The sequence below is a fragment of the Halobacillus shinanisalinarum genome, assembly GCF_022919835.1.
Taxonomy (GTDB): domain Bacteria; phylum Bacillota; class Bacilli; order Bacillales; family Halobacillaceae; genus Halobacillus_A; species Halobacillus_A shinanisalinarum.
Genome location: NZ_CP095074.1, coordinates 4,348,371 through 4,371,028 on the forward strand (window position 1 = coordinate 4,348,371; position 22,658 = coordinate 4,371,028).

The 22,658-nt window shown below is 40.2% G+C and carries 19 protein-coding genes; 15 read left to right on the forward strand and 4 right to left on the reverse strand.

Annotated elements, in window-relative coordinates; genetic code table 11:
- Nucleotides 1-26: 26 nt before the first annotated feature.
- Both fdhF and MUO14_RS21555 read left to right on the forward strand, forming a co-directional pair.
- Complete coding sequence (gene fdhF / locus MUO14_RS21550) at nt 27-2,978, forward strand: formate dehydrogenase subunit alpha (protein ID WP_244752559.1); 2,952 nt, start codon at nt 27-29, stop codon at nt 2,976-2,978.
- Nucleotides 2,971-3,438 carry a helical membrane plugin domain-containing protein gene (locus tag MUO14_RS21555; protein ID WP_244752560.1) on the forward strand — a complete coding sequence of 156 codons (468 nt, stop codon included), beginning with the start codon at nt 2,971-2,973 and terminating at the stop codon, nt 3,436-3,438. The genes fdhF and MUO14_RS21555 overlap by 8 nt, the downstream gene beginning before the upstream one ends.
- A gap of 92 nt (nt 3,439-3,530) precedes the next feature.
- On the opposite strand, the gene MUO14_RS21560 is transcribed toward MUO14_RS21555, so the two are convergent.
- Both MUO14_RS21560 and MUO14_RS21565 read right to left on the reverse strand, forming a co-directional pair.
- On the reverse strand, nt 3,531-4,013 hold the full coding sequence (locus MUO14_RS21560; protein ID WP_244752561.1) for a DUF456 domain-containing protein: 483 nt from the start codon (nt 4,011-4,013) through the stop codon (nt 3,531-3,533).
- 177 nt (nt 4,014-4,190) lie between these two features.
- Nucleotides 4,191-5,195 (reverse strand): aldo/keto reductase, encoded by a 1,005-nt coding sequence (locus MUO14_RS21565; protein WP_244752562.1) that lies wholly within the window; start codon nt 5,193-5,195, stop codon nt 4,191-4,193.
- 554 nt (nt 5,196-5,749) lie between these two features.
- On the opposite strand from MUO14_RS21565, the gene MUO14_RS21570 reads away from it, so the two are divergent.
- Nucleotides 5,750-8,158 (forward strand): penicillin acylase family protein, encoded by a 2,409-nt coding sequence (locus MUO14_RS21570; RefSeq protein WP_244752563.1) that lies wholly within the window; start codon nt 5,750-5,752, stop codon nt 8,156-8,158.
- Nucleotides 8,159-8,216: 58 nt separating this feature from the next.
- Here the strand turns inward: MUO14_RS21570 and nfsA are convergent, their stop codons facing one another.
- The gene (gene nfsA / locus MUO14_RS21575) at nt 8,217-8,954 is read right to left on the reverse strand and encodes an oxygen-insensitive NADPH nitroreductase (RefSeq protein WP_244752564.1); all 738 of its coding nucleotides are present in this window, start codon (nt 8,952-8,954) and stop codon (nt 8,217-8,219) included.
- A 145-nt stretch (nt 8,955-9,099) separates the two neighbouring features.
- Between nfsA and MUO14_RS21580 the strand changes: the two genes are divergently transcribed.
- Nucleotides 9,100-9,450, forward strand: coding sequence for a hypothetical protein (locus tag MUO14_RS21580; protein WP_244752565.1), 351 nt, complete (start codon nt 9,100-9,102; stop codon nt 9,448-9,450).
- Between the two features lie 10 nt (nt 9,451-9,460).
- Here MUO14_RS21580 and MUO14_RS21585 read toward each other — a convergent pair whose 3' ends face one another.
- The gene (locus MUO14_RS21585) at nt 9,461-9,709 is read right to left on the reverse strand and encodes a hypothetical protein (RefSeq protein ID WP_244752566.1); all 249 of its coding nucleotides are present in this window, start codon (nt 9,707-9,709) and stop codon (nt 9,461-9,463) included.
- 259 nt (nt 9,710-9,968) lie between these two features.
- Here MUO14_RS21585 and MUO14_RS21590 point away from each other — a divergent pair, with 259 nt between their 5' ends.
- The 11 genes from MUO14_RS21590 (at nt 9,969) to MUO14_RS21635 (ending at nt 22,650) form a co-directional block, all read left to right on the forward strand.
- Entirely contained in the window at nt 9,969-11,984 is a 2,016-nt protein-coding gene (locus MUO14_RS21590) for a penicillin-binding transpeptidase domain-containing protein (RefSeq protein WP_244752567.1), read from the forward strand.
- 209 nt (nt 11,985-12,193) lie between these two features.
- Nucleotides 12,194-13,222 carry a ribosome small subunit-dependent GTPase A gene (gene rsgA, locus MUO14_RS21595; protein WP_244752568.1) on the forward strand — a complete coding sequence of 343 codons (1,029 nt, stop codon included), beginning with the start codon at nt 12,194-12,196 and terminating at the stop codon, nt 13,220-13,222.
- A gap of 244 nt (nt 13,223-13,466) precedes the next feature.
- Nucleotides 13,467-14,690 (forward strand): bacillibactin exporter BcbE, encoded by a 1,224-nt coding sequence (locus tag MUO14_RS21600; RefSeq protein WP_244752569.1) that lies wholly within the window; start codon nt 13,467-13,469, stop codon nt 14,688-14,690.
- A gap of 495 nt (nt 14,691-15,185) precedes the next feature.
- Entirely contained in the window at nt 15,186-16,892 is a 1,707-nt protein-coding gene (locus MUO14_RS21605) for a M4 family metallopeptidase (RefSeq protein ID WP_244752570.1), read from the forward strand.
- Between the two features lie 111 nt (nt 16,893-17,003).
- Entirely contained in the window at nt 17,004-17,966 is a 963-nt protein-coding gene (locus MUO14_RS21610; RefSeq protein WP_244752571.1) for a nucleoside hydrolase, read from the forward strand.
- Between the two features lie 248 nt (nt 17,967-18,214).
- Complete coding sequence (locus MUO14_RS24915; protein WP_396265750.1) at nt 18,215-18,325, forward strand: putative holin-like toxin; 111 nt, start codon at nt 18,215-18,217, stop codon at nt 18,323-18,325.
- Nucleotides 18,326-18,716: 391 nt separating this feature from the next.
- Nucleotides 18,717-19,649, forward strand: a complete 933-nt coding sequence (gene rfbA, locus MUO14_RS21615) for a glucose-1-phosphate thymidylyltransferase RfbA (RefSeq protein WP_244752572.1) — start codon at nt 18,717-18,719, stop codon at nt 19,647-19,649.
- The gene (rfbB, locus tag MUO14_RS21620) at nt 19,642-20,673 is read left to right on the forward strand and encodes a dTDP-glucose 4,6-dehydratase (protein ID WP_244752573.1); all 1,032 of its coding nucleotides are present in this window, start codon (nt 19,642-19,644) and stop codon (nt 20,671-20,673) included. Before rfbA ends, rfbB begins: the two co-directional genes overlap by 8 nt.
- The gene (locus MUO14_RS21625; protein ID WP_244752574.1) at nt 20,670-21,608 is read left to right on the forward strand and encodes a glycosyltransferase family 2 protein; all 939 of its coding nucleotides are present in this window, start codon (nt 20,670-20,672) and stop codon (nt 21,606-21,608) included. The genes rfbB and MUO14_RS21625 overlap by 4 nt, the downstream gene beginning before the upstream one ends.
- On the forward strand, nt 21,605-22,285 hold the full coding sequence (locus MUO14_RS21630) for a GNAT family N-acetyltransferase (RefSeq protein WP_244752575.1): 681 nt from the start codon (nt 21,605-21,607) through the stop codon (nt 22,283-22,285). The genes MUO14_RS21625 and MUO14_RS21630 overlap by 4 nt, the downstream gene beginning before the upstream one ends.
- Nucleotides 22,285-22,650 carry an EamA family transporter gene (locus MUO14_RS21635; protein WP_244752576.1) on the forward strand — a complete coding sequence of 122 codons (366 nt, stop codon included), beginning with the start codon at nt 22,285-22,287 and terminating at the stop codon, nt 22,648-22,650. Before MUO14_RS21630 ends, MUO14_RS21635 begins: the two co-directional genes overlap by 1 nt.
- Nucleotides 22,651-22,658 lie beyond the last annotated feature (8 nt).

The following is a 22,658-nucleotide window of genomic DNA, read 5'->3' on the forward strand; positions in this document are numbered from 1 at the left end:
GATTTTTACTAAAGGAGGAGCTTCAATTGTTAGAACACGAACATACAGTTGTGACGATCAATGGCAGTGAATACTTAGCAGACCCTGGGCAAAATCTCTTGGATCTATTAAACACGACAGATGAAAATATACCTCAGATTTGCTACAACGAGTCACTCGGGCCTATTGAAACGTGTGATACGTGTATCGTTCAGGTAAACGGTGAACTTACTCGTGCTTGTGGTATGAAGGTCGAAGCAGGAATGAAAGTTCAAACACAGCTGCCTCATGTTCATAAGGCACAAAAAGAATCATTAGATCGTATCTTAGAGAATCACGAACTCTATTGCACAGTTTGTGATTATAATAATGGATCCTGCGAAATCCATAATACAATGGCTGATTTTGGCTTGGAACATCAATCAAGACCATTTGAACCAAAGGCATACGATCGTGATGAGTCAGGTTCTTTTTATCGCTACGACCCAGATCAGTGTATTCTTTGCGGACGCTGTGTGGAAGTATGTCAGGATATTCAAGTAAATGAGACGTTGACAATAGACTGGGAGCGTCAGCAACCCCGAGTAATTTGGGATAATGATGTTCCTATCGACCAGTCCTCTTGTGTTAACTGTGGACAGTGCTCAACTGTTTGTCCTTGCAACGCGATGATGGAGACTGGCATGGAAGGCGAAGCGGGATTTCTCACTGACCAACAACCAGGGATCTTGAAATCAATGATCGAGTTAACGAAAAAGGCGGAAACAGGTTATGGACCTCTTTTTGCTGTATCTGATACAGAAGCTTCGATGCGTGAAGATCGAATTAAGAAGACAAAAACGGTTTGTACCTACTGTGGGGTAGGCTGTTCCTTTGATGTTTGGACAAAGGATCGTAAAGTACTTAAAATAGAACCGAGTGCGCAGTCACCCGCAAATGGAATTTCGACGTGTGTAAAAGGCAAGTTTGGCTGGGACTACGTGAATAGTGATGAGCGTTTAACCAAGCCGCTTATACGCAAGGGTGAATCGTTTGAAGAGGTAGAGTGGGATGAAGCGATTTCCTACGTAGCTAAACGATTTACTGAGGTCAAAGCGGAGAAGGGCGCAGATGATTTGGGGTTTATTTCCTCTTCTAAGGCAACAAATGAAGAGTCTTACCTCATGCAGAAGTTAGCCCGTCAAATAATTGGAACAAATAACATTGATAATTGTTCACGTTATTGCCAGACACCGGCAACAATGGGCTTATTCAGAACAGTAGGTTACGGTGGGGATTCAGGGTCAATTGATGATATTGCCAATTCTAATCTAGTTATAACAGTTGGTTCAAACACTGCTGAATCCCACCCCGTGCTGGCATCAAGAATCAAACGGTCACATAAGCTGTTCGACCAAAAGCTTTTCGTGTTTGATTTACGAAAACATGAAATGGGGAAACGGGCTGACCGCTTTTATTCACCAAACTCCGGCTCTGATTTAGCATGGCTTTCAGCTGTAACAAAATATATTTTAGATGAAGGATTAGAAGATAAGCAGTTTTTAGAAGAGTGGGTAAACGGTTTTGATGAGTACAGGGAAAGTCTTGAACCCTTTACTATGGAGTATGCTTCAGAGCTGACAGGCATTCCGGAAAGTGAACTTATCGAAGTAGCTGAAGAAGTTGCACGTTCTGAGAGTGTAGCCATTTGCTGGGCTATGGGTGTCACACAGCATATGCGTGGAAGTGATACAAGTACAGCGATCTCGAATTTGCTTCTGATCACAGGGAATTACCGAAAACCTGGTGCAGGAGCGTACCCTCTTCGTGGTCATAATAATGTGCAGGGCTGCAGTGATTTCGGCAGTATGCCGAATTTTTTTCCTGGTTATGAAGCAACAACAGATGACGAAGTTCGCGGTCGTTACGAGGATAAGTGGGGAGTAGAGCTTCCAGCAGAATTTGGTAAAGATAACCACCAAATGATCGAGGCCATCCACGCAGATAACCTTAGCGCTATGTATGTCATTGGTGAAGATACAGGCATTGTAGATGCGAACATTAATTACGTGACAAGTGCTTTCGAGAAACTTGATTTCTTTGTTGTTCAAGATCTCTTTTTAACAAAAACGGCAGAGTATGCAGATGTGATTCTTCCCGCTGCTCCAAGTCTCGAGAAAGATGGGACGTTCACAAATACTGAACGTCGTATTCAGCGTTTGTATAAATCACTTGACCCTCTGGCAGGTTCTAAACCAGACTGGGAGATTCTTTCATTACTTGCTAAAGAGATGGGATACGATTGGGGTTACGAACATCCCGCAGAAATTATGGAGGAGGCAGCTAGTTTAGCTCCTCTGTTTGCAGGTGTTTCCTATGGACGTCTGGAAGGATACAATTCCCTGCAGTGGCCTGTAGCAGAGGATGGAACGGATCAACCGCTTTTATTTCTCGATGGCTTTCCTTTTGAAGATAAAAAAGCTCAGCTTTATCCACTGCAATTTGTGCTTGAGTACGGTACAACGGAAGAATATGATCTTCATGTAAATAACGGACGTCTTTTAGAGCATTTCCATGAAGGGAATATGACGTATAAATCAGAAGGAATTACAAGAAAAACACCTACTGCGTGGATAGAAGTTTCAGAAGAATTAGCGGAAGAACGTGGACTTAAAGAAGGCGGTACTGTGAAGCTAATTTCCGATGCAGGTGAAGCTACAGGGGTAGTGACAATAACTGATCGTGTCAAAGGAAAGGAACTTTTCCTTCCATTGAATGATAATGGGAAATCTGCGGTTAACTTCTTAACGGATAATCGTGTTGACAAAGACAGCAACACACCAGCATACAAAGAGATTGCAGTACGAATGGAAGTAGTGAAAAAAGAAGGAAAATCACCGATTCGCTCAAATAATCACCGTAGAGGAAATCCTGTACCTCAAATCAGTGTGCAAGTGGAGAAGAAATGGAAGCGGGACGATTATGTATTCCCGGGAAATCAGGTGAATAAAAATGGCTAAAGCAATTAGAAATATTAAGCGTCTCGAGGTTTCTCGCGAGGAACAAATAGAAAAAGACGTTTCAGAGGTGAAAGAGGCGGTAGCAGATAATAAGGATGCTATCTTAAAAGGGATTAAGTTGTTACAGGCGCTAGACGAAGGCGGGACACTTGATTCTGCCTATGCTTTCACAAGATCAAAGAAGCAGGCTCTGGGATATGTGGCAAATGAATTAAATAAAGATCAATATGCATCATTGATTGAGAATCTCCCTGAAATGATCTTCCTTCTAGGGGACTTAGATATGAAATCTCTACGGGAGGTTACAGGACGTGTAAACCAAGGTATTGAACAAATGAATGCAGATGATCACGCTAAAAAAACATCTGTATTCGAATTAGCCAAGGCCTTAAAGGATCCGGAAATCAATAGAAGTATTACGATGATGATGCAATTTCTTAAAGGAATGGGACGTGAATAGTATTATAAACAAGGGTTGCTCGAATTTATTTCGAGCAACCCTTGTTTGGATGTGGAAAATTGGTCAATAGCTAAATGTGTATTTATATATCATTAGAGCCAGATTTCCACAAAGAACCAAATGATCATGACAAGTTGAATAACGACTTTGGCTAGTGAGCCGCTTAAGAAGCCAAATAAAGAACCTAGTGATGCTTTAAATGCATCTTCGGTTGTTCGTTTTTGGACAAGTTCTACAATGAGAACAAGTAGGAAAGGGAGAAGGATGATACCAAAAGGCGGAACAATAAATGATCCAATAATTACCCCGATGGCTGCAGAACGCTCTCCCCATTTACTGCCCCCATATCTTTTGACAAAGTAACTGTTAGCAATAATATCAGAGACGATCAGGACGATTGTTAAAATGATCATTCCAACCCAAAATAAGATGGAAAGCTCATCCCCATTGATAAAGAAAAAGTAAGCTAGGAAGCCAATCCAAAGTACGAGCGGACCGGGAATAATAGGGAATATGATGCTAGCAAAGCTGGCAATAAAACACACAATAATGATAATCCAAATAAGTATATCCATTTAAAAGACGTCCTCCTATTATTTCAGTAAAGAAACATAACTACGTTTCAACATGTTGCACTTTTCTATACGTTGTATCTTCCATTAGGTTTCGAGTTTTTAATTATATTATAAGCTTTTTCTAGAATGAACATGAAAAAACCCGGACTTCGTATGATTGAGTCCGGGTTTTACAGCTTATTTCATTCCTAAGTCTTGACGGTCAGGGGGTGCCATAAATTCAGGCCCCACTGGATCCTTAATATGTTTTAATAGGATTTCGTCAATCTCATGCATGCTTTCGTCATCAATGGTAAAGTTGATCACTTCATCGATTGGCTCTAGTTGTTCGGGACGCCGTCCACCCATTAGCGCGATACCGGAGCCAGGTTGTTGCAGAACCCATTTTAATGCCAAGTGTAGTACTCGTTTCCCGAAACGATCTTGAGCGAGCTTGTCAAGCTCTTCAACAGCGTTTAAATATTGGTCAAATCTAGGCTGTTGAAATTTAGGGTCATTGTTTCTTAGATCGTCCCCTTTAAATTCACGATCAGCCGACATCTTTCCTGATAACAATCCTCTGCATAAAGAGCCATAAGAGACTGTCGTAATATTATGCTCTATCGTGTAAGGCAGGGTGCTTTTCTCAATCTCTCTCTCAAATAAGTTGTAGGGTGGCTGTAATGTGTGAATCGGAGCTGCTTCTCTAAAAATATCCATTTGCTCTGGTGAGAAGTTACTGACGCCGATTGCACGAATTTTCCCTTGTTTATACAAATAGTGCAGGGCCTCCGCCGTTTCGTGTAAAGGAGTCATCGGATCAGGCCAATGCAATTGATAAAGATCGATATAGTCTGTCTGCAATCTTTTTAGAGAATCTTCAACTTCTTTATGAATACGTTCCTTGCTTCCGTTACGAAAAAGATTGTCGTCTTGCCATTCTAATCCCGCTTTTGTAGCTAGAAGTATGTTGTCACGGCTTCCGTAATCCTTCACCGCTTTCCCAACAATCTCCTCAGAACGGCCGAACCCATAAGCAGGTGCAGTATCAATCAAACTGATTCCTTTATCTAATGCAGCATGAATGGTTTGGATCGATTGTTTCTCATCCGTTCCGCCCCACATCAAGCCTCCAATCGCCCATGTACCCAGGCCAATTCGACTCGTCTCTAAATTTGTATTACTTATGTTCATGGTTTCCATTATTACACCTCCAAAGGCTGTAAGAAATTCTTTAAGTGAGTGTACCCGGTTTCGGTGATATTTAATCTTAAATGTATTTTTGTGTTTCAATTTAAAGAAAACAAATGATAAAGTGAACCTTCATAAGTGGGGTTTCACTGATGGTTTGTTGAGGTCTACACGACGTGGGTCACACAGACGTTGTTACAGGACGTGGCGACCTTAATCTGTGTTCCTTAAAATCGGACATTTCCGGACGGTTAATCCCCTGCTTAACTTCTTATTTTCACGACAATATATTTGAGGTTTTACTGAGTGTTCATGCGGGATAAACGGTGAATTTCTTCGCTGCTTGGTTTTTCCGGTCCTCACGTAGGAAAGACATAAGCTGTGGTCCTCAAAACCGTCGCGACTTGAACTTCTTGCGACGCACGAGGACGTGCTCATGTCGACGTTCTCATTCGTTAACTTTTTGAACACACATTTAAAGGTCTTTCGTTACATTTCTCGGCTATAATTTTTCAATAATCTACAAACATAGCGATACAATAAACTTTAAACTTCAGGTATAATGAATGATAATTCAGTCAGAGGGGGAGACCTTAGTGGAAGCCATTCAAACGACAAATGATGTAAAGGTAAAAACGAGGCGATGGAAAAAAGCCTGCCTGATTTCTGCGATTATTGTGTTAGTGCTAGTAATTGGTACGATTATTTTTGTAAACGTTTACATAAATCGTGGTCTTCCACAGGTTTCAGGTGAAATTAAGCTTGAGGGTCTTAAAGAGCCTGTAACAGTTACAAGGGATGAAAGTGGTGTTCCCCATATATCTGCAGCCAATGCCCATGATCTGTTTATGGCACAAGGGTATGTCCAGGCGCAGGATCGCTTACTTCAGATGGAGCTTGCGCGAAGACAAGCGTCAGGAACTTTAAGTGAAGTCGTTGGTGAAGCAGCCATTGAACAAGATAAATACTTTCGAACCCTTGGGCTTAGAAGGGCGGCCGAAGCGTCACTACCTTTGTATTCAGATGAGGCGGTTCGAAGCTTAGAGGCTTTTGCTCAAGGGGTGAATATGTATATTGATAAGGTGGTTGAGGAAAATCGTCTTCCACCCGAATTTAAATTAATGGGGATTGAACCAGGTACCTGGCAACCTGTTGATTCGCTAACGATTGGGAAGTATATGGCATTTGATTTAGGTGGTCATTGGGAGCGACAAGCTTTCAATTATTATGCTTTGGCCAAATTTCCTGAAGAAAAAGCACTCGAATTATTTCCGTCCTATCCGAAAGAGGCGCCTACAATTATCAATGAGTCTGAAGTGGTTGACGTGGCAACAAGTTTTCAAGATGCAGTAATCCCACCCGAATTCAATGGTAGTAACAACTGGGTATTAAGTGGGGAGCGGACTGAATCGGGCTTGCCGCTGCTGGCGGATGATCCGCACTTAGGCTTAGCGACACCATCGATCTGGTATCAAATGCATCTAGATTCTCCTGGGTATCAAGTGTCGGGGGTGATTTTTGCTGGAATTCCTGGGATCATCCTTGGTCATAACGAGGACATAGCCTGGGGTGTGACCAATGTTGGACCGGATGTACAACAACTGTATATTGAAAAAAGGAATCCAAATCGACCTGATGAGTTTCAATTTGAGGGGAATTGGGAGCAAGCTGAAGTCATTCCAGAGCCTATCAAGGTAAAAGGGGAAGAGACTATTGATTACGAAGTTGTCGAAACTCGTCATGGCCCAGTTATTAGTGAGTTCGCTGAGCAGAGTGGTAAAGATAAGGTTCTTTCATTACGCTGGACTGCACTTGACCCGACAACTGAGCTTGAAGCTGTGTTAGAAATCAATCGGGCCAGCAATTGGCAGGAGTTTGAAAAAGGATTAGAAAAATTTCTAGCCCCGGCTCAAAATTTTGTGTTTGCTTCAAAGGGCGGAACTATTGCATATAAAGCCAATGGGCGTATACCTATCTATGAAACTGAGGATGATGCACTGCTTCCTTTAAGAGGTTGGGAGGAAGAGGACGAATGGAATGGCTACATCCCGTTTAATGAACTTCCTACTTTGGTTAATCCTGAAAAGGGGTATATCGCGACAGCAAATAATAAGGTTGTTAGTGAATCTTACCCTTATCATATTAGTCACAACTGGGCACAGCCCTATCGTTATAAGCGGATTGCTGAAATGATTGAAGGAAAGCAAACACACTCAGTCGAAAATATGAAGGATATGCAGTTGGATGTGAGAAACTTGCAAGCAGAAGAGTTTTTGCCATTTATGCTGGCCCATGTTGAGGAAGGGTATGGTGAGGTGGAAAAAGCAGCGGTAAACTTAATGGAGAAATGGACGTATGAAGATGACTATCAATTGCCGCAACCTCTCATTTTTCATACGTGGAACACCAATATCCAAGCAATCCTATATAATGAGTCTATTCCTAAGGAGATGCGGGATCTTTTTCACGGGGCGGGGCAGACAACAGATGAAATGGTTAGGAGTGTTATCAATGGAGAAGAATCAATCTGGGTTGAGGAGGCAGGAGGCATCAAACATGTCCTGAATGAGTCTTTCTCTAAAACAATTACAGAGTTGACTGAACAGTATGGGAATACTCCAAGTGATTGGAGGTGGGGAGACGGTCATGCTGTTGAATTTACTCACCCACTCTCAAGCATTCGTATCTTGGGGCGGTTTTTTAACCCGGGTGATCCTGTCCCTGTTAGCGGCAGCAGGGTAACAGTCAGGGCTGCTGGTTACAATGACAATGGTTTAGTGAATCATGGGGCCTCATGGCGATATGTTACTGACTTAGGTGAGCCGACTGAGGCCGAGCATGTGGTAGGGCCTGGGCAGTCAGGACATTTTCGTAGTGAATGGTATCATGACCAATTCAATGATTGGGTAGAAGGGGGTTATCATACAACAGATATGAATGATTTTACAGGGGAAGAGTTACGCCTAACTCCATAAACTTATAGTTTCGATAAAAGTAGGTGGTGACTCCTATCTTGAAGACACCACCTTTTGATTACCTTTTATTAAAGCCTTTCTTCTGAACTAAATCGGTTACATCCATACGCATTGGTTCAGAAAAGCGACGAATCATTTGCTCTGACCAGGTATCCTTACGGTTGTTTGTGGAACGAGATTGGTAATAATCGGCGATTTCCTCATCGAACTGCTCCACGTCGCTTTCAAACGAAGGATATTCATTTTCAAAATAAATGGCTGATTGTGGCAAACGAGGTTTTTTTTCGGGCTGGTGATCAGGAACACCAAGGGCCATACCGAACAATGGAATCACATGCTGAGGTAATCCAAGTATTTCGTCTGTTCGAGCCAAGTTATTACGTATACTTCCGAGGTAACACATGCCAAGCCCCATTGATTCAGCAGCAATCGCGGCATTTTGTGCAGCTAATGCAGCATCTATCGCTGAAACTAAGAAATGCTCGCTATTCTCTAGGTTAGGCAGCATTTGTTGGTATTGTTTATTTGTAGCTTGTTGAATCGGTCTTTTTAAATCAGCACAGAAAATAAGTAGATGCCCATTTTGTGTGACGTGCGGATGCCCGCTGACTTCTGCCAGAGCTGCTTTCTTCGCTGGGTCAGTTATACCAATAATCGTGTAGGCCATCATGTAACTGGATGTTGAAGCTTGCTGGGCAGCGCTTATAATGGTGTGAATTTGCTCGTCTGTCAGCTTAGTGTCTTTAAATTCACGGATACTGCGGTGATTTAAAATGGTTTCAATGGTTGTATTCATTACGTTCCCTCCATAAAACATAATCCATCAAAAGAATAACATAGGGGTTCCAGAAAATCCTTTCATATGCATTCTAAGGAGATAAAGGAATCTATACCATTGATGTAGAATTATTATTCATACACAGTTGGGTAGGTGGGCTCTTATGATGAATGTTTATGATTTTGATTATTTTAAGACCAGAAAAGAAGTAAAAGAAACGATCAATAAAAAAAAGCGTATTTACGAGATTTATTTAACAACGGTGAAATTTGTTCATAAACACAGCCAAAGTACATATCATTACCCTGTAGAATACTTAACGACAAATGAGGAATTGAAAAAAATGTATAATGGGAACGAAGTACAGTTTTCGAAGGCATTTGATGATTTAATGCATTACTGGGGGATAAGCTTGGGGAGTAAAGAGGAAATATTCGAAAATAAAGCATTTAACAAATTTCCCACTATTGGGCATTTATGCAGTTTTATTGAGGATAGAATAAAAGATTCGTAAGACTATAGGATCATAGTCTTACAGCTCTTGCTTTCTTTTTATTAATCGCCCCCATATAAAGCTCAACGATCCCAATCCCAAACATAAATGGTCCAAAGCTGTAAGCAAAAAACGGACTGATTACGAGATGGAGCATGCCGGCAATGATGATCATTGGGTATGCTTTCTGTTTGAATGCACGAAAGGACCAAAACAAGCTTAGAACAAAGATGATCAATAGAAGTGGGGAAAGCCACGTGAAGTGTTGAATCCATGCCATATAAAGCACCTCCAATACTGTAATAAGATAAGATAGTTTCATAATGGTATCACTTGGCAGAAGGAAGATTCAACAGCGAAAAACGTCTAGTTTTGCCGCTATGAAAACACAACTGAAGTTCGTTTAATACTCAAGCCGCCATGCTTTTTATTTAGAAGAATTTTGATATAATGATTCTGTAAAATATTGTAGAATGGTGTCAATATATCCGTGCCATTCGTCATATAGCTGAAAGACGGATTTTATAAGGGGGAGAACATTGAAAAGAGCACTATTATTATTATTTTCTATTGTATTCATTTTACTTGCAGGCTGTTCCGAACAACCAAATCCTGAAACAACCTTTAAGAACTATATGAAAGCATGGGGAGACCAAGAATATGAAAAGATGTACCAACTGCTTGGTGAAAAATCTCAGGAACAGATTACAAAGAAAGAATTCGTCGAACGATACAAGTCAATTTATGAAGGTATTCAGATGGAAAAACTGTCCATTACATATCATTTGCCTGATGAAGAGACCGAATATAAAAAGGAGGATACACCAAGCTTTGACTTTAATGTAAGTATGGAAACGCTGGCAGGGCCTGTTGAATTTTCGAAAGCAGCCAATCTCACGTTTAAAGAAAGCGATGAGTCGGAAGCTTGGGTGATGTCCTGGGATCCTTCAATGATATTTTCAGGTATGAAACAAGGAGATACAATATCTGCACAAGTCATCAAACCTAAAAGGGGAGAGATATTTGATGTAAATGGTAAGGGGCTTGCAATCAACGGCACAGTGTTAAATGTTGGTCTCGTCCCTGATTGGATGGAGGACGATCGTGAGCAAGTAAAAGAAGAACTTGCCGAGCTGCTTAACCTATCTGTTGAAAGTATTGATGCGAAGCTTAATCAATCATGGGTGCAAGCGACTTCCTTTGTTCCACTCGTATCTATTCCTAAGGATAACGAAGAGTTAATGGAAAAAATTCGTCCCTTGAATGGTACAAAGTTTCAAGAGAAAAGTGCCAGGGTCTATCCTTTAGGAAAGGCAGCTGCCCACTTAACTGGCTACGTAGGGTCCATTCAAGCTGAGCAGCTAGAGGAACTAAAGGATCAAGGGTACACTTCCACAAGCAGAATTGGTCAGACTGGCCTTGAGAGTATCCTTGAGGAAAAATTAAGAGGCACAGCTGGCGGAAAAGTTTCCATCGTCGACGGAGAAGGAAATCAGCGCAAAGTACTAGCTGAACAGGGAGCCGTAGACGGAGAAGATGTGAACCTTACGATCAATGCGGACGTGCAACAGTCTATTTATAATCAATTAAAAGATGATGCCGGTTCATCAGCAGCCATTCATCCGCAAACGGGTCAGGTGAAGGCCCTGGTTAGTACACCTGCTTATGATCCAAATGAATTTGTTTTAGGGATGACCTCAGAACGCTATTCTGAGCTTGAGAGTGATCCACAGAAACCATTAACGAATCGATTTAATAATACTTATGCTCCTGGATCAACGTTTAAGCCGATTACAGCTGCGATTGGTTTAGAAACAGGCACCATCGACCCATCAGAAGAAATGTCTATCCCCGATCGTTCATTCAGCAAAGAAGGCTGGGGCGGTTATTCTGTAACACGAGTAGAAAGTGCCAACATCGACAAGGCAGTAAATCTTCGTGATGCGCTTGTTCGTTCAGACAATATTTATTTTGCCCGTTCCACTCTCAAGATTGGTGAAGAGACCTTTTTGGAAGAAGCAAAGGATTTTGGATTCTCTGAAGAAATCCCATTAACTTATCCAATTAGTGCTTCACAAATAACGGATGAAAATGGGTTTAATAAAGAAATCACACTAGCTGATACCGGATATGGCCAAGGCGAGGTTGAGATGAGCACATTGCATTTAGCTCTTACCTATACTCCACTTATTACAAATGGAAAGCTGCTTGATCCGGTTATGATTAAGGGAGAAGATGCGAGTGTTACCTGGCACGAGGATGTGGTGAGTGAGGACACAGCTAGCATTCTTCGGAAGAACTTAACGGAAGTCGTGAACAACCCTGAAGGTTCAGGATTTGAACCACAAATTGAAGAGCTAAATCTTGCCGGGAAAACGGGAACAGCTGAGTTGAAAAAGTCACAAGATGCTGAGGGACAGGAAAATGGCTGGTTTATCGCATGGAATACCGATGATCCCCGTTTACTCGTTTCAATGATGATCGAGGATGTAGAAGGTGGAAGTTCTGATGTTGTTCCAAAAGTGAAAAATGTGTTTAAAGAACAGCTTCAGTAGTTAATAAAACACCTGGTTTTACTCTTATACAAAAGGGAGTAAAAACTAGGTGTTTTTCTTTTGGAAAAGTCTGCTATAATAAGAATACTAAAACGTAAGGGGTTGATGTGTTATGGCAAATGTATTTGCAGGTCTTCATAAAATAGTGCAATCATCAAATGGAGGGCACAGCAACTCATAATGTCCTCCCATCTATTAGGAGGAATTCGGTGAATCAATTTTTTATTCATGATTACTTTAAGGATCAAGTAGAGGAAACAGCTCGGATTGGGAGAATTACTCGGACGGCTCAAGATATTTACACTGTTCGTACTGAAACGGACTCATATACGGCAACTGTTTCAGGTAAATTCCGTTATGATGCGGAAGTATCACAGGTGTGGCCAGCTATTGGTGATTGGGTTGTGTATGAACCTTTTGATCAAGACAAAGCGAGAATCGACAGAGTATTAAACAGGCGTACGGTTTTATCCCGCAAAGCGGCTGGGACGGGAAATGATGAACAAATTATTGCTGCTAACGTCGATGCAGTATTCATTGTAACTTCACTTGTTAAGGAATTTAATGTACAACGGATTGAACGTTATGTGATGCAAGTATATGAAAGTGGTGCAACACCAGCTATTGTCTGTACAAAACGGGATTTATGTGATGATGTCAAGAATAAAATCACACAAATCGAGCGACATGCTCCAGGTGTACCCGTTTACACGGTTAACAGTCTTGATGGGAGCGGAATAGACAGGCTGGAACAGGAATTGATTGCCGGGGAGACGATTTCTTTAATAGGGTCTTCAGGTGTGGGTAAATCAACGCTCATCAATCGATTGTTAGGTGAGGCAATTCAGCAAACAGAACAAGTAAGAGAAGAGGATGGACGTGGCCGCCACACGACAACACATCGAGAACTATTTTCGCTTTCTAATGGAACGGTAGTAATCGATACCCCGGGGATGAGAGAGTTGCAGCTTTTTGGAGAAAGTGCCAATGTCGATGCAGCCTTTTCAGATATTGAACAGTTAAGTTTGCAGTGCAGGTTCCGCGATTGTTCCCATGACAAGGAGCCGGGATGTGCTGTTACGAAAGCAATCGAAGTAGATGAACTCCCATTCGCTCGTTTAAAAAACTATAATAAAATGCTCCGTGAAGTTGAACGATTGAACTTGAAGGATAAGTATGGAACGCACCGAACCAATCGAATTCTTCATGGTTCTAATGCTAAAAAGGGACAGATGTAAGAAATGTCATTCAAGGTCACTTGAATAAGTCTGTTTATATTATGAGAAAGAAGCTGACCACCTACTTTATAGGTGGTCAGCTTTTTTGAATAAACTATAACTCGATTGAGTTCTTTATTAAGATTACCTTTACTTTTTTTAGAGTTAGTTTGTCAGGATAGATTGTTACTACTTAGTTCATAATAAACGTTACAGTGCTTAAAAGTGAAGGCAGACAAAGATGAATGTAAGCGGAGGAACTTATATGAATAAAAAAAGATGGGATCTTATTGCTTTAGCATCCATACCACTAGTTATGACATTGGGTAATTCCATGTTGCTTCCCGTGCTACCTATGATCGAAAAGGAGATAGGCATTTCTGCTTTTCAGTCGAGTTTAATCATAACGGTGTACTCAGTTGTTGCTATATTATTGATTCCGATAGCCGGTTATTTATCAGACAAAATCGGCAGAAAGAAAGTAATCATACCTAGTTTAATTATCACAGGGGCTGGGGGAATCGTTTCAGCTTATGCTGCATGGAAGATGGAAAACCCATATATTATGATTTTAGTGGGCAGATTTTTACAGGGAATTGGAGCATCTGGAGCTTTTCCTGTAGTTATTCCTACAGTAGGTGACATGTTCGATGATGAAAAACAAGTCAGTGAAGGATTAGGGCTGATTGAAACTTCAAATACTTTCGGCAAGGTACTAAGTCCAGTAATTGGAGCATTATTAGCTGTTATCATTTGGTTCATCCCATTCGCCTCCATTCCCGTACTATCGCTTCTGTCAATCCTCTTAGTATGGAAGTTCGTGAAGGTGCCGAAAAACGAAGGAGAACAGAAGAAAACTCGTTTTTCAGACTTCAAGAAATCAATAAAAAAAGTTTTCCATGATAACGGACGATGGGTTATATCGATCTTTATAATCGGATGTATAAATATGTTTGTGTTGTTTGGATTTTTATTTCACTTGTCTTCCTTGTTAGAGGATGAATATAATGTGACGGGTGTGTACAAGGGATTGCTGTTAGGGATTCCTTTACTGTTCCTTTGCATTGCCTCTTATATTAGCGGCAAGAAAATTGGTGAAAATAAAATCGTCATGAAATGGGCTATTGCCATCGGAAATGCAGCCGCGGCTGCTTCGTTATTTTTCATAAAACATGATACGAATTTGGTCATGTTGCTTATCTTATTATCGGTTGCTGGAGTTGGGATTGGTTTATCTCTGCCTGGGCTTGATGCGTTAATCACTGAGGGTGTAGAAAAAGAGGTGAGAGGTACAGTGACTTCACTTTATAGCAGTATGAGATTTCTTGGAGTCGCTACCGGCCCGCCGGTCATTGCTATTTTAATGGAGAGGTATCCAGACGTACTATATATAAGTTTAGCTTGCCTAAGTATTCTTGCTGTGTTGGTTACGTTATTTGCTATACGACCTTCTTCTGAGAAAAAATCCCAAGTATCAGTTGAACATTAGCATATCGGTGATTGATTGAACAGAATATTTCGACATGATTATAAACTTTAATTGTCTTTGTTACAGGCTCGTCTACATTAAGTTCTGTGATTTATTACCTATTTCCTGACTTAGTAAAAGAGAAATCATTAATCTAATTCGATTTATGGGTTATTATAACTAATTTAGCTTATTGATGGGGAGAGTATGATAAAGAAACAGCCTACCCTGCAGCAGGCTAGTGCTTTAACTTCATTAAAAAGGTTACGCAGGAGGATGAGCAGTCATGTTTATATTGGTTATAAACGAGATCACTTCTGCTAGTGACAAGTAATAATGAAAAGACACTGTTTTTATGAACGGTGTCTTTTTATATGGATGATGAATGGTAGTTTAGTCATGTAGTATAGATTAGCAAGCATAAATTTCTGACAATTAAAATAGTTCATACTATTCTTTTATTTAATACTATATTCCTCTAATATAAGAAATAGATCATATTAAGGAGGAGTTTATTTGAAGAAAAAGAATGTATTACCGGTAGCTGTTCTATCATCTGCCTTGTTCGTAGGAGCTTTTGCCCCCATTCAAGCACATGCGGTTCAACCCGAGCAGACACCTCAAGTTTCAACTCAATCCATGGCAGAAAAATTTGAGAAGTCTAAGGGAAACAAACCTATATTTGTCGTAGAAAAACAAGCTGAAAAACAAAACGCTAGTAATGCTGCTGCTGCGGTCAATCATCTGAAAAAAAATCAGGAAAAATATAAAATTAAAAATCCAAAATCAAACTTTAAACCGGGTCAAGTAAAGAAAGATGATCTAGGTATGACACATGTGAACCTACAGCAGACAAAAAATGGTGTCCCTGTTGAAGGTAGCGAAGTTATTGTTCATTATGACGAAGAAAATACCGTTCAATCGGTGAGTGGCCATTTTAACCACGAAGTTGAGGAAGCGGACATCTCTACTGAACCGACTCTCTCTAAAACAGAAGCTCTTAACAAAGCGAAGAATGAGGTGGATGCTCCTGAGGAAATGAGTTACACTCCTACAAGTGAGCTTGTCATCTATCCATATAATGATGCAAGTCAACTCGCTTATAAAGTAAATGTTAATTTCCTTGGCAAGGATCCTGGTAATTGGTTTGTCTTTGTAGACGCTAAAAGTGGACAAGTAATTGATAAATACAATGCTTTGATGCACGCGAATGGATTTAGGTCTGCGACCGCTTCTGGCCTAGGTGTATTGGGTGACCATAGAAAATTACATATCACCCATAAGAATGATAAGACAGATAATCTTAAAGGGACACAGTTTTATTTATATGACAATTCCCATGATAATCTAGACGGAATTTATACCTATGATATGAAAAATCAATGGGGAGGAGAGGACTTTCAGCTTCCGGGAGTACTCTACTCTAATAACAGTGCTTCTTTCAAAGACGATTATGACCGAGCCGCTGTAGATGCTCATTATAATTCAGAGCAAGTGTATGATTATTTTCTCGAAGAGCATGATAGAAATTCCCTAGACGGCGAGGGGATGGCCATTAAATCATCTGTACACTATGGACAAGATTATAATAACGCCTTCTGGAATGGAGAACAAATGACATATGGAGATGGAGACGGTGAATTTTTCATATCTCTTTCAGCCGGTCTCGATGTTGCTGCACATGAAATGACTCATGGCGTGACATCAAACTCTGCAAATTTGCAATATCGCTTCCAGTCTGGTGCGCTTAATGAGGCCTTTTCAGACATATTTGGTGCGTTAGTAGATGAAGAAGATTGGGAAATCGGGGAAGACATTATGGGCGAAGATGCAAGACAATCTGGTCGAACTTCTCTCCGTAGTTTAAGTAATCCCGATAAGTACGCTGTAGGAGCAGAATATGTATCATATGGAGATGGCAGTGGGATGTATCCAACTCACATGGACGAATATTATGACCTGCCGCTCAGCCTAGATAATGGCGGGGTTCATATTAACTCTTCCATCATCAACCATGCAGCCTATCTTACAGGGGAGCAGATTGGTAAGGACAAGCTAGGCCAAATTTATTACCGTGCACTTACGGTGTATTTGACTCCAACATCAGATTTTAGTCACGCTAGGCAAGCGTTGATTCAATCAGCTGTTGACATATATGGAGAGGGCAGTACCGAAGCAGAAGCAACGGAAAGTGGACTGAATCAAGTGGGAATAACAGAATAATTGTAAAAAAAGCAACTTCCTTGATAAGGAGTTGCTTTTTTGTGATGAAAAATGTAAGGAACGTATAAACCTCCGAGCCACTTTTTTCATAGTGTACGGAGAGGTGAAAATATGAAGAAAGTGATTTTAATAGCTGATACTGGTATCGACGACGCCATTGCATTAATTTATGCGTTGAAAAATCCGGATGTTGATCTCTTAGCTGTCGTTAGTGGATATGGAAATATAGAAAGAGATAAGGCTTACCGAAATGTGGAGTATCTACTGAAGCTTGCTGATCGTACAGATATTCCAGTCATTGCGGGAGCTACAAGACCTCTTAGTGGTGAGGATCCAATCTTTTTCCCTAATATTCACGGCGCTGAAGGGTTAGGTCCAATTGATCCGCCTATTCCGGAAGAACGTTATTCCAACCGTACAAACTTCAGAAAGCTGTTTCGTTTAATAAAGGATAATCCAGGAGAAATCACGATCGTGAATGTTGGCCGTTGTACCTCGCTGACTATTGCTTGGTATTTGAGCCCTGAAGTGATGGGGAATGTGAAGGAAACATTTGTAATGGGAGGGGCTTTTCTCGTACCTGGAAATGCTACAGAGGTGGCAGAGGCAAACTTTTTTGGTGATGCCACTGCGGCAAATTTCATTTGTAAAAATGTGCCTAATTTATCGGTTATTCCACTAAATGTCACAAGAGAAGCCTTATTGACTCCAAATCAAGTTGATTTCATTGCATCCCGTGCAAATACCCGTCTAGAAAAAATAATTGACCCCATACTCGATTTTTACTATGAGGTGTATCAGGAACAAGAGCCAGGTATTGAGGGAACCCCTCAACATGATTTGGCTGCTTTGATGGCCACTTTAGATCTCCCTGGGTTGTTTACCTATAAGAAAAGAAAGGTCCGGGTCCAGCATGAAGAAAGCTATGCAAATGGATTGAGTATCGCTGATTTTCGTCCAGGGACAACAGATTGTTCTGGAGAAGGCTGTTCTCGAATCGCAATGGAAATTGATCAGAAAAAATTTGTGAAACAAGTAATAAAAGTCTTCGCTGATTATAGAGAAAAGAGATGAAATAAACAATGCAAAAAAATAACACAACCATGTTGGTTGTGTTATTTTTTTGCATTGTTTATTATATTAATTAGGTCACAAGTTGAGCCTGAGTACTTTCAACTAGAAAAGATTGTCGATTTTTAAGTGGAAAATAAAGGAATAGTAAATTCTCACCAATACATATTTATCAATTTTCGAAAAATTGGAAAATTATCGCATCTCTTATCATTCTTGTGGTATACTCAAATCGCAAGTCCTATCTCAGAATGAGTTCATCCTCTCATAGGGAGGTGATAGCTGTGAGTCCGTTTGAAGCGATAAGCCTAATGTTGAGCTTTGGAATGCTGATAGCGGTAGTGGTACACAAAAAGCAGTAATACTTGTAACGAACTCATTCTGCACTCATCCAAGGTGCCCCAACACCTTGGATTTTTTTATTTCCATTATGATTATATCGTTAAATTCTCTCGATAGCAAGATAATGATTTTTTTAAAAATTTAGATTGTTGATTTAGACACATATCCTTAGATTATTTCATAGTCGGTCAATGTATACTTGTTATTTTTAAAAAAATGAAAAAGTTTTTATCCTTTGTTTAATTGTAATTGAATAGAATCATTTCGTGGAAGTAATGATGATACTGTTGAAACATTTAGTAATTATTTTGTAACGAAAACTTAAGTTTAACAATTTCACACGAGGTAACTATAGTAGTAGCAAAATATTTCCATGATGTTCCTAAAAAACCTTGAAGGATGGTGGCTTAAATGAAAGGAATCATACTAGCGGGAGGAAGCGGAACAAGGCTTTCCCCAAGCACGAATTGCATAAATAAACATTTGTTAGCTGTTTATGACAAACCTATGATTTATTATCCTTTATCGATTTTAATGCTTTCAGGAATTAAAGAGATTATGATTATTAGTACACCAGAGGATATTCCAAGGTTTGAAAAATTATTAGGTGATGGTTCATCACTGGGGATTACCCTGCATTACAAAGAACAGGAAGAACCGAATGGTATCCCGGAAGCGTTCATTGTCGGAGAAGAGTTTATTGGAAAAGATGATGTCACCTTGATATTAGGCGACAATATTTTTTACGGGCAAGGATTGACAAATATCTTGAGAAAAGCTGTACGGAATCATACAGGGGCTACCATTTTTGGATATAGGGTGAAGGATCCAAGCAGGTTTGGTGTCGTGGAATTCGATGACAGGCAAAAAGTTGTTTCGCTGGAGGAAAAACCCGAGGACCCCAAATCAGACTTTGCGGCAACGGGTTTATATGTCTATGATAATCGCGTCATCAAAATAGCCAAAAAACTCAACTTTTCGGCCCGTGGAGAGCTTGAAATAACGGACGTGAACAAAAAATATCTCGAGGAAGGCCAGCTTAATGTTGAACTGCTGGGAAGAGGATTTGCATGGCTGGATGCAGGAACACATGAGTCGTTATTCGAATCCTCAGAATTCATTAAGAATATTGAGCAGCGGCAAGGCTTCAAAGTGGCTTGCATCGAAGAGATTTCCTATTACATGGGATACATTTCAAAAGAACACCTATATGAAATAGGCGAATCGATGAAAAAGAATGATTATGGCCAATACTTGATGGAAATTGCCAATCGGAAGCATGTACAGCAATATTGGGACAAAATCGATCAGAACCCAGTGTTAGGACTGATAGAAAATGAGTAACAATTCAGCGCTTTTAGTAACAGGAGGAGCGGGATTTATTGGCTCCAATTTTATTGCGTATTATTTAAAAAAGTATCCAGGTCGTCAGCTTGTCAATATAGATAAGCTGACCTATGCAGGAAACCTGGAAAATCTGATGGAAGCTGAGAATATGGACCATTACCACTTTGTCCACGGGGATATCTCTGATGAAGCTTTAGTAGGGGATGTTTTTAATGAATTCGATATTGAAGGTGTTGTACATTTCGCCGCTGAATCACATGTAGACAAGTCAATCGCTGATTCTAAACCGTTTATCTTAACAAATGTACTAGGTACTGGTGTATTACTGGAAGCAGCTAGGAGGGATTGGTCTGAGAAAGGTGCGCTGTCACAAAGACGGTTTCATCACATTTCGACTGATGAAGTTTATGGCTCATTAGAAGGTGAAGGCAAGTTCACTGAAAACACACCTTATAAACCTCGTAATCCATATAGCGCTACTAAAGCGGGGGCGAATATGCTGGTCAAGAGTTATTACACCACTTACGGGATGAATGTGGTGCTATCTAGTAGCTCTAATAATTATGGACCAAGACAAAATGATGAAAAACTCATTCCAACAATCATGCGAAAGGCACTCTCACTTGAACCGATTCCTATTTATGGAGATGGGATGAACGTTAGAGATTGGCTGTACGTTGGGGATCACTGCCGGGCCATTGACACCGTTTTTCACAATGGAGAAGCGGGAGAGACATATAACGTTGGAGGCGGAAATGAACAGACGAACCTTGAACTTACTGAATTTATTTGCAGGCAGCTTGATGCCATTAACCCACAGCTATTAAGGGAAAAAGATCTAACCAGCTTTAGTGAGCTCATCACATTTGTGGATGATCGTCCTGGACATGATTTAAGGTATGCTGTCGACGATACAAAGCTTCGGAATCACCTCGATTGGGCGCCTGAGATCTCCTATGTGGATGGTTTGAAAAAGACGGTAAATTGGTATGTAAACAAATGGAAGGAAGTCGTGAAATGATTTCTGTTGTTGTCCCTGTCTATGGTTGTCAAACGTGCCTGTATGAATTGTGCAGGCGCGTTGATCAAACCATGAAAAGTATACCTTCAAATTATGAAATCTTACTCATTAATGATTGCAGTCCAGATCAATCGTGGGAAACGATTCAAAAGATAAGTAAAGAAGATCATCATGTCAGAGGCTTCGATATGTCTAGAAACTTTGGGCAGCACCGTGCTATTACAGCTGGTCTTGATCACACAAAAGGTGATTTTATTGTTGTGATGGATTGCGACTTGCAGGATCAGCCTGAGGAAATCAAGAAATTGTATGAGAAAGCATTAGAAGGCTATGAGGTTGTATTCGGTACACGCGTAGTTCGGCAAGATGGTATCCTTAAACGCCTGTCTTCTAAATTATTTTATAAAGTTTATGACTATCTGACCGATCGTTCATCAGATCATACCATTGCCAATTTTAGTATTTGTTCAAGGAATGTAATTGACAACTATAGGAATATGAGAGAACAGAACCGTTTCTTTCCGCTGTTCATCAAATGGATGGGTTTTAAAACAACCAGTATCCCTGTTGACCACGGAAAAAGGCTTGAAGGCAAATCATCATACAATGTAAAGAAAATGGTTAGGTTAGCAACAGATGTGATTATCTCTCAGTCTAACAAACCGTTAAGATTGTCGATTCAATTTGGCTTTTTGATTTCTTTTGTCTCATTTATCTATGGAATCTATTTGATCCTGCGATATTTTTTCTTATCACAGCCTGTACCAGGATGGACAAGTGTGATGGTCTCTCTCTATTTTATAGGAGGGTTAATTTTTTTTAATTTTGGGGTGTTAGGATTATATCTTGGAAAGGTGTTTAATGAAACGAAAGGGCGTCCGTTATACATCATTAGGGACGTGACTGATAAGAAAAAAGATGAGGTGATAGGATGACACATTACTTAAAAGAAACACCATGGGATAAACGTACACTTAACATAGATACTTATGAGTTAGCTTCCTTGGATGTGGAAGCATTCCAGGAGACGATGGATAAGGAAGGTCATTTTACAGTTAAAGTGGATCCTTTTTTTGATAAAAAGGTGTTAGAAGAGTATGGATTTTATTATGCTGACACTTTGCTTGAGCCGAAATGTAAACGAGGCGAGTTGAAGGTGTTTGAAAAGGAAGGGGTTTCGATTGATTCAAATGGAGATAAGCAAGCCATTTTGGATATCGCCGAACACGCTTTTGTTCATGGCCGCTTCCATAGAGATTTTCATATCCCGAACGAGCTTGCTGATTTAAGATATGTACGATGGCTTGAAGATTTATACGATCAAAACCAAGTGTATTTCCTGTATTATCAGGGGGATATTGCTGGTTTCTTCGGTTTTGAAAACAACAAGGTTCTGCTCTTAGGAATCAGTAAGGAATTGACAGGTATGGGGTTAGCTAGACCTTTTCTGACCAGTGGTTGTTTAAAGATGCTCTCATCAGGATATGACGAGCTCATAACCTCTGTTTCGGCAATTAACTTGGCTTCACTAAACCTTTTTCAGTCTATCGGATTTAAGTTGAAAGGATCAGTAGATGTTTATCACAAGTTGAATGGGAAAATATTGACATAATGGGCTATCTATATATTTTTGGTACCATCCTATTTACTGTTTATGGACAACTAATACTAAAATGGCGAATTGAGAAATACGGCAGCCTTCCTGCTGCAGTAAAGGATAAAATCCTATTTTTATTGCAATTGTTAGTAGACCCTTTGATTCTATCAGGGTTTCTTTCTGCTTTTGTAGCCTCAATATTTTGGATGGGAGCTATGACAAAATTTAATATTAGTTACGCTTATCCGTTCATGAGTCTCTCATTTGTTCTTGTATTTATACTTTCTGTGTTTCTATTTCAAGAGCCTATTACATCATATAAAGTGATCGGACTTTCGTTCATCGTAGTAGGTATTATTATAACTAGCCAATCTGTGTGAGGTGATTT